We start from the raw sequence: 1,292 nt of genomic DNA, 5'->3' as shown, positions 1-1,292 counted from the left end.
GGCTCAGGCGGGTCAGGCGGGCGCGCAGCGGCGGTGAGGCTTCAAGGTCGAAGGGCGCCTCGCGCTCGGCCTCTGCGAGCGCGGCGGCCCGCGCCGCGCGCGCCTCCGAAACGAGCCCGGCGAGGTCATCGACAGGGAGGTCGATCGGCGCAGGCGGGCCTGCGCATTGCTCCACGATCGCCTCGGCCTGGCGGAAGCGGGTGCGCAGGGCGTCGTGCCGGGCGACGAGGATGCCGAGGCTCTCCCGCAGAAGGTCCGGATCGAGCGGTCCGACGAGGCGCACGGCGCCGGAGATGTGATAGGCCGGATTGCCGGGATCGAGGCGCCAGAGGAACCACAGCCGCCTCTGTGCGCGGGATGCGACGCTCCAGCCCGCATCCGCCAGCCCCGGCGGTACGGGGAGGGCGGCGAGGTCGATCCCCGCCTCCGCGGCCCGCTCGATGAAGGGCCGGCGCTTCTCCGGCGGGAGGGCGGCGAAGCGCCGGGCGATGTCGGACAGGTGCGGCTCGCCCATCTCAGGCCTGCTCGAATTCCGAGAGCAGCGCGTCGAGGCGGCGCGCGGCGGGGGGCGGGGCGGCGACCGGCTCGTCGAGCCGGCGCGCGAATTCCGCGATGGTGGGCAGGGCGAAGACGTCCCGGGGGGTCAGCAGCCGGTCGAAGCGCTCGCGCAGGCGCGAGACGACGCGGATGGCCTGAATCGAGTCGCCGCCGACCGCGAAGAAGTTTTCGGAGATGCCGACCTGCGGCAGGCCGAGCACGTCCCGCCAGATCCCCGCCAGCACCCGCTCGGTCTCGGTCTGCGGCGCGATATGACGAGATGTTGCCGGCGCCTCCGGCTCCGGCAGCGCCCGGCGGTCGAGCTTGCCGTTCGGCGTCAGCGGCAGGTGCTCCAGCACCGTCACTTGCACGGGCACCATGTAGTCCGGCAGCGCCTGACCCAGCGCCGCGCGCAGAGCCGGCCCGTCGAGCACCGCCCCGGCGCGCGCCACCGCATAGGCCAGGAGCCGCAACCCCGTCGGACCCGGCCGCGCCGTCACCGCCGCCTGACCCACCCCCGGCAGAGCCAGGAGACGGGCCTCGACCTCGCCCGGCTCGATCCGGTGACCGCGGATCTTCACCTGGTCGTCCGCCCGGCCGCGGTAGAGCAGCCGGCCGTCCGCGTCCCGGCCCGCCAGGTCGCCGGTGCGGTAGAGCCGCGACCCCGGTGGCCCGAACGGGTCGGGCAGGAAGCGCTCGGCAGTGAGCCCGGGCCGGCCGAGATAGCCGCGGGCCAGCCCCTCGCCCCCGATCAT

2 protein-coding genes are annotated in these 1,292 nt (G+C 75.3%); both read right to left on the bottom strand.

Annotated elements, in window-relative coordinates:
- Window positions 1–514: condensation domain-containing protein (locus tag VP06_RS32105; RefSeq protein ID WP_048467884.1), on the bottom strand; the 514-nt coding region annotated here is incomplete at its 3' end.
- A gap of 1 nt (window position 515) precedes the next feature.
- The coding region (locus tag VP06_RS32100; protein ID WP_048467883.1) for a phosphopantetheine-binding protein at window positions 516–1,292 on the bottom strand (777 nt) is incomplete at its 5' end.

Origin of the sequence: Methylobacterium aquaticum, assembly GCF_001043915.1 — a bacterium.
Classification (GTDB): Bacteria; Pseudomonadota; Alphaproteobacteria; order Rhizobiales; family Beijerinckiaceae; genus Methylobacterium; species Methylobacterium aquaticum.
The sequence above is the reverse complement of the archived record's forward strand: the minus strand, read 5'-3'. Positions and strand labels throughout refer to the sequence as shown.